5 protein-coding genes and 1 pseudogene are annotated in these 4952 nt (G+C 71.6%); 3 read left to right on the forward strand and 3 right to left on the reverse strand.

Going from position 1 to position 4952, the window contains the following annotated elements; translation table 11 throughout:
* The first annotated feature begins 12 nt into the window (after window positions 1-12).
* Window positions 13-687: a GntR family transcriptional regulator gene (locus AC27VN_RS32465; RefSeq protein ID WP_093351581.1), complete on the forward strand. Its 675-nt coding sequence runs from the start codon at window positions 13-15 to the stop codon at window positions 685-687.
* A gap of 55 nt (window positions 688-742) precedes the next feature.
* Window positions 743-1666, forward strand: coding sequence for a fatty acid desaturase family protein (locus AC27VN_RS32470; protein WP_490879226.1), 924 nt, complete (start codon window positions 743-745; stop codon window positions 1664-1666).
* Between the two features lie 4 nt (window positions 1667-1670).
* Here the strand turns inward: AC27VN_RS32470 and AC27VN_RS32475 are convergent, their stop codons facing one another.
* Window positions 1671-2585, reverse strand: coding sequence for an EamA family transporter (locus AC27VN_RS32475; protein WP_490879227.1), 915 nt, complete (start codon window positions 2583-2585; stop codon window positions 1671-1673).
* 80 nt (window positions 2586-2665) lie between these two features.
* Between AC27VN_RS32475 and AC27VN_RS32480 the strand changes: the two genes are divergently transcribed.
* The gene (locus tag AC27VN_RS32480; RefSeq protein WP_490879228.1) at window positions 2666-3553 is read left to right on the forward strand and encodes a LysR family transcriptional regulator; all 888 of its coding nucleotides are present in this window, start codon (window positions 2666-2668) and stop codon (window positions 3551-3553) included.
* Here AC27VN_RS32480 and AC27VN_RS32485 read toward each other — a convergent pair.
* Both AC27VN_RS32485 and AC27VN_RS32490 read right to left on the reverse strand, forming a co-directional pair.
* Window positions 3490-4707, reverse strand: coding sequence for an acyltransferase family protein (locus tag AC27VN_RS32485; RefSeq protein ID WP_490879229.1), 1218 nt, complete (start codon window positions 4705-4707; stop codon window positions 3490-3492). The genes AC27VN_RS32480 and AC27VN_RS32485 overlap by 64 nt on opposite strands.
* Window positions 4708-4763: 56 nt before the next feature.
* Window positions 4764-4952 (reverse strand): annotated as a pseudogene (locus AC27VN_RS32490) (MerR family transcriptional regulator); the annotation flags it as partial.

Below are 4952 nucleotides of genomic sequence, written 5' to 3' on the forward strand. Positions count from 1 at the left end.
CCCCGAACATCCATGGCTGCTCCGATCCCCGTCCCTGCCCCTGCGTCCGCCCCGAAGCGCCGTGCCGCCGACATGGCCTACGACGCCATCGAGACCCTGCTGTCCACGCTGCAGCTCGAGCCCGGCAGCCAGATCGTCGAAGCCGAGCTGGCCGAGCGCACCGGCTTGGGCCGCACGCCGGTGCGCGAGGCGCTGATGCGCATGGTGTCGATCGGCCTCGTCGTGCAGCAGGCGCGCCGCGGGCTGCTGGTGTCGACCATCGACCTCGCCGACCACCTCGACGTGGTGCAGACGCGCCGCGTGCTCGAGCAGCTGATCGCCACCTGCTCCGCGCGCCGCGCCACCGCGCCGCAGCGCAAGGAGATCGTGCGCTGTGCCGAGCAGATGGTGGAGGCGGCCGCGCGCGGCGACCTCGACGGCTACATGCGCGCCGACCATGCGCTCGACCTCGTGAACCACCAGGCCAGCCACAACGACTCGGCCGTCAAGGCCGTCACGCCGCTGATCGTGCAGTGCCGCCGCTTCTGGTACGCCTACCAGCACCAGGGCGAGATCGTCGAGGGCGCCAACGCCCACCTCGAACTGGCGCAGGGCATCGCCACCGGCGACGAGGCCGCCGCCACCGCGGGCGCCGACCGGCTGATGGACTACCTCGAGCGCTTCGCGCGCAAGATCATCGACCGCTAGGAGTCTGCGGGGAAGTCCGCGTGCATCGCCCGAACCCGCGGCGCATACTGGCCCGATGGCCGCCGCACCCCGAGCCCGTCCCGAGGATTTCTTCAGCACCGACGAATGGCAGGCGCTGACCGCGCGCTCGTCGTGGAGGGGGCTGTGGCTGGTCGCGCACTGCTGGGGCGTCATCGGCCTCGCGATGCTGGTGGGCATCGTCTGGCCGTGGACCCTTCCGCTGATGGTGCCGATCGTCGGCGCGCGCCAGCTCGGCCTGTTCATCCTGATGCACGACGCGGCCCATGCGGGGCTGCACCGCAACCGCCGCGTCAACGACTGGGTCGGCCACTGGCTGTGCTCGTCCACCCTGCGCGACTACCGGCCCTACCACCTGCAGCACCACCGCTTCGTGCAGCAGACCGAGGACCCCGACCTCGTGCTGTCGGCGCCGTTCCCGATCTCGCGCGCCTCGATGTGGCGCAAGGTCGTGCGCGACCTCAGCGGCCAGACCTTCTACAAGCAGCGCTTCGGCCATGTCGCCGAAGGCATCCGCCGGCGCGCACCGGGCGAATCGGCGTTCAAGGCGTTCGGCCGCGAACTCGCGAAGGACCGCCGCTTCTTTCTCGCCAACGGCCTCGGGCTGCTGGCCTTCGCGCTGGCGGGCTACTGGTGGGCCTGGGTCCTGATGTGGCTGCTGCCCATGGCGACCTGGCTGCCGCTCGTGAGCCGGGTGCGCAACATCGCCGAGCATGCGCTGGTGGCGCAGAACGAGGCCGATCCGCTGCGCCAGGCGCGCACCACGCATGCCAACCTGGCCGAGCGCATCTTCATCGCGCCCTACTGGGTCAACTACCACTGCGAGCACCACATGTTCACCAGCCTGCCGTGCTGGAGCCTGCCGCAGGCGCACCGGCTGTTGCAGCGCGGTGGCACGACCGCGCGCATGGAGGTGCAGCCCGGCTACCTGAGCCTGTTGAAGCAGGCCACGGCGGCCTGAAACTTCAGCGCGTTGCCGGCCGCGCCGCCGTGGGCAGCGCGCCGCGCTGCGCATGCTGGCTCAGCCAGATGCTCGCGATCACGATCGCGATGCCCGCCACCTGCAGCGGCGACAGCCGCTGGCCCAGCAGCACCCAGCCGAGGATCACGGCCGTCACCGGGCTCAGGAAGGCCAGCGAGGCGATGGCGGCCGGCTCCAGCCGGGCCACGCCGCGGAACCACAGGATGTAGGTCAGCGCGGCGCCCACCAGCCCGAGCCAGCCGAAGCCCAGCCAGTTGGTGGCCGTGAGCGGCGGCAGCGCCGGTTCCAGCCACAGCGCCACCGGCAGCAGCAGCAGGCCGCCCGCGGTGAGCTGCCAGGCGGTGAAGGTCAGCGCCGAGACCGGCGGCTGCCAGCGCCGTGCCAGCACGGTCCCGAAGGCCATCGACACCGCGCCCGCGAGCGCCGCCGCGATGCCCACCGCGTCGAGCCTGGCCTGCGGCGTGAGCACCAGCAACGCCACGCCGCCGAAGCCCACCGCGGCCGCCACCACCGACAGCGCGCGCACCCGCGTGCCGAGCAGCGCGCTCGCGAGGAACACCACCATCAGCGGCTGCAGCGAGGTGATCGTGGCCGCCACCCCGCCCGGCAGCCGGTAGGCCGCGATGAACAGCATCGCCCACAGCAGCGAGAAATTGAGCGCGCCCAGCACCAGGATGCGGCCCCACCAGGCGCGTTCGGGCAGCTGCCGCACGATGGCCAGCAGCAGCAGGCCCGCGGGCAGCGCGCGCAGCATCGCGACCGTGAGCGGGTAGTTCGCGGGCAGCAGCTCGGTGGTGACGATGTAGGTGCTGCCCCAGATTGCGGGCGCGGCGGCGGTCAGCAGGATGTCGGCGCCCCGGGCGGGAGGGCGGGCGCTGCGGTCGGTGATGTCGGTCATGGAGGCTTGAATCTATTCAATTGACCGCTGGTTGTGAATGTCTGAATAATGAATTGATTCATTACCAATGGTTGTGGATCATGGACCATCTCACTGCCCTCCAGGTTTTCCGCACCGCCGCCACCAGCGGCAGCTTCGCGGGCGCGGCGCGCCAGCTCGGGCTGTCGGCCGCCGCGGTCAGCAAGAACATCGCCGAGCTCGAGGCGCACCTGAAGGTGCGGCTCATCAACCGCACCACGCGCAGCATGAGCCTCACCGAGGCCGGCGCGGCCTACCACCAGCGGCTCTCGCGCATCCTCGACGACCTGAGCGAGGCCGACGCCGCGCTCGCGCCCATGGGCAGCAGCCCGTCGGGCGTGCTGCGGGTCAGCGCGCCGCTGACCTTCGCGCTGACCTGCATCTCGCCCGGCATCCCGGCCTTCATGGACCGCCATCCGAACCTGCGGCTCGAGCTCGACCTGCAGGACGCGCGCACCGACCTGATCGGAGGCGGATACGACCTCGCGATCCGCGGCAGCGACCGGCTCGAGGACTCGAGCCTGGTGGCGCGCGAGCTCACGACCATGACCCACGTGCTGTGCGGCGCGCCGGCCTATTTCGCTGCCCGTGGCCGGCCCGCGCGGCCCGAGGACCTGAAGGCCTTCGACTGCGTGCAGTTCACGCTCTCGGGCCATGCCCACAAGTGGACCTTCCGCCGCGCCGGCCGCAGCGTGGCGGTGCCGGTCGACGGGCGCTACAAGGTCAGCTCCAGCCTCGCGGTGCGCGACGCGCTGCTCGCGGGCTTCGGCCTGAGCCTGATCCCGCGCATCTACGTCGCGCAGGAACTGGCCGCGGGCCGGCTCGAGGCGGTGCTCGAGGACTGGGAGGCCGACCGCACGCCGGTCTATGCCGTCTATCCCTCGCGTCACCTGGCCGCGAAGACGCGCGCCTTCGTCGACTTCCTGATCGAACGCTTCGCCTCGCGCTGACCGTTGAGCAGCCGACCGATGGGCGTGCGGCGCGCCAGCAGCTCGTAGCTCGCGAGCGCCACGAGCGAGGTGGCGGCGATGTTGAGGCCCATCTTCGCGAGCGCGCCCAGCGGCGCATGGAACAGCAGGACGCCGAAGCCGACGGTGCCGAGCATGTGGACCAGGTAGACCCAGTAGGAACTTCGCGAGAGGTAGTCGAGCACGCCGTTGCGCCGCGGCAGCCAGCGCACGAAGGCGCCGATCAGCGCCAGGCTCCAGAGCCAGCCGGCGGCGCCGTAGGCGAAGGCGACCCAGAACGCGGCGTGCGGCAATGGCGTCGTGCCGCGCGCGGCGCCCAGCAGCACGAGCGTCGCGCCGAAGAAGGCCAGGCCCGCGAGCGCCAGGACCTGGCAGCGCGCGGCGAAGCGGGCGAACAGCTCCTGCCGCCCGTGCAGGCACAGGCCGAACACGAAGAACAGGCCGCTGTGCACCCATTCGCCCCAGGGCGGCAGGAAGGAGCCGCTCTGCGGCGCCAGGCCCGTGGGATGGAAGGACCCGGCCACGGCCAGCGGCAGCGCCAGCACCAGGACGCCCCAGGGCTGGCGTGCCAGCAGCGCGAAGCCGCGCGAAAAGCCCGCGCGCAGCCGCGCCGGCACGAAGCGGCCCAGCTTCGCGCCGGCCCAGGCCAGCACGCAGAACCAGAACAGCTGGTAGATGAACCACAGGTGCAGCGTGTTGAATGGCGAGCCGCCCGGCGGGCGCGGCGGCGCCAGCGCCGCATCGAGTCCCGGCACGCCACGCACCGTGAGGTGGATGTAGACCATCGCGAGCAGCGTGGTCAGCACGAACAGTGGCGGCCAGAACAGCGCGAAGGGCAGGGCGAGCCGCAGCGCGCGGTTGCGCAGCATGCCGCCGGCGCCGCGCCGCTCGATCAGCAGCGCAACGAAGAAGCCCGCGAGCACGAAGAACACCGGCATGCGGAAGCCGTGGATGAACAGCAGCAGCAGGTCGGCGACGCGCGAGGTCTGCGGGTCGCGCCAGGGCAGCGGCGAGGCGACGGTGAGGTGGTTGAGGGCCACGTGCAGCACGATGCCCAGCCACATCATGAGGGCGCGCAGGTTGTCGAGCGCGTGCAGACGTTGCGGGGCGGAAGGAGGGGTGTTGGCGTTGTTCATGCGGCCACTGTTGGGCCTCACGCAACGTCAGGGTCAAGCGGGCGCGAAGGGGTTTTTCAGGCCGCGCGCAGCGTTGCCATGGCGCGCAGCAGCAGCTCGCGGACCGGCGGCGCGGTCACCGCTGCGGCCTGCAGCACGGGCTCGGTGGCCATGGCCTGCATCAGCCGGGCCGCGATGCTCGGGTCGTGGTTGCAGAAGGCATCGAACAGCGCGGCCCATTCGCGCGCGATCGCCTGCACGGCCGG

This window comes from Variovorax sp. 20P10.2.4 (genome assembly GCF_058244205.1).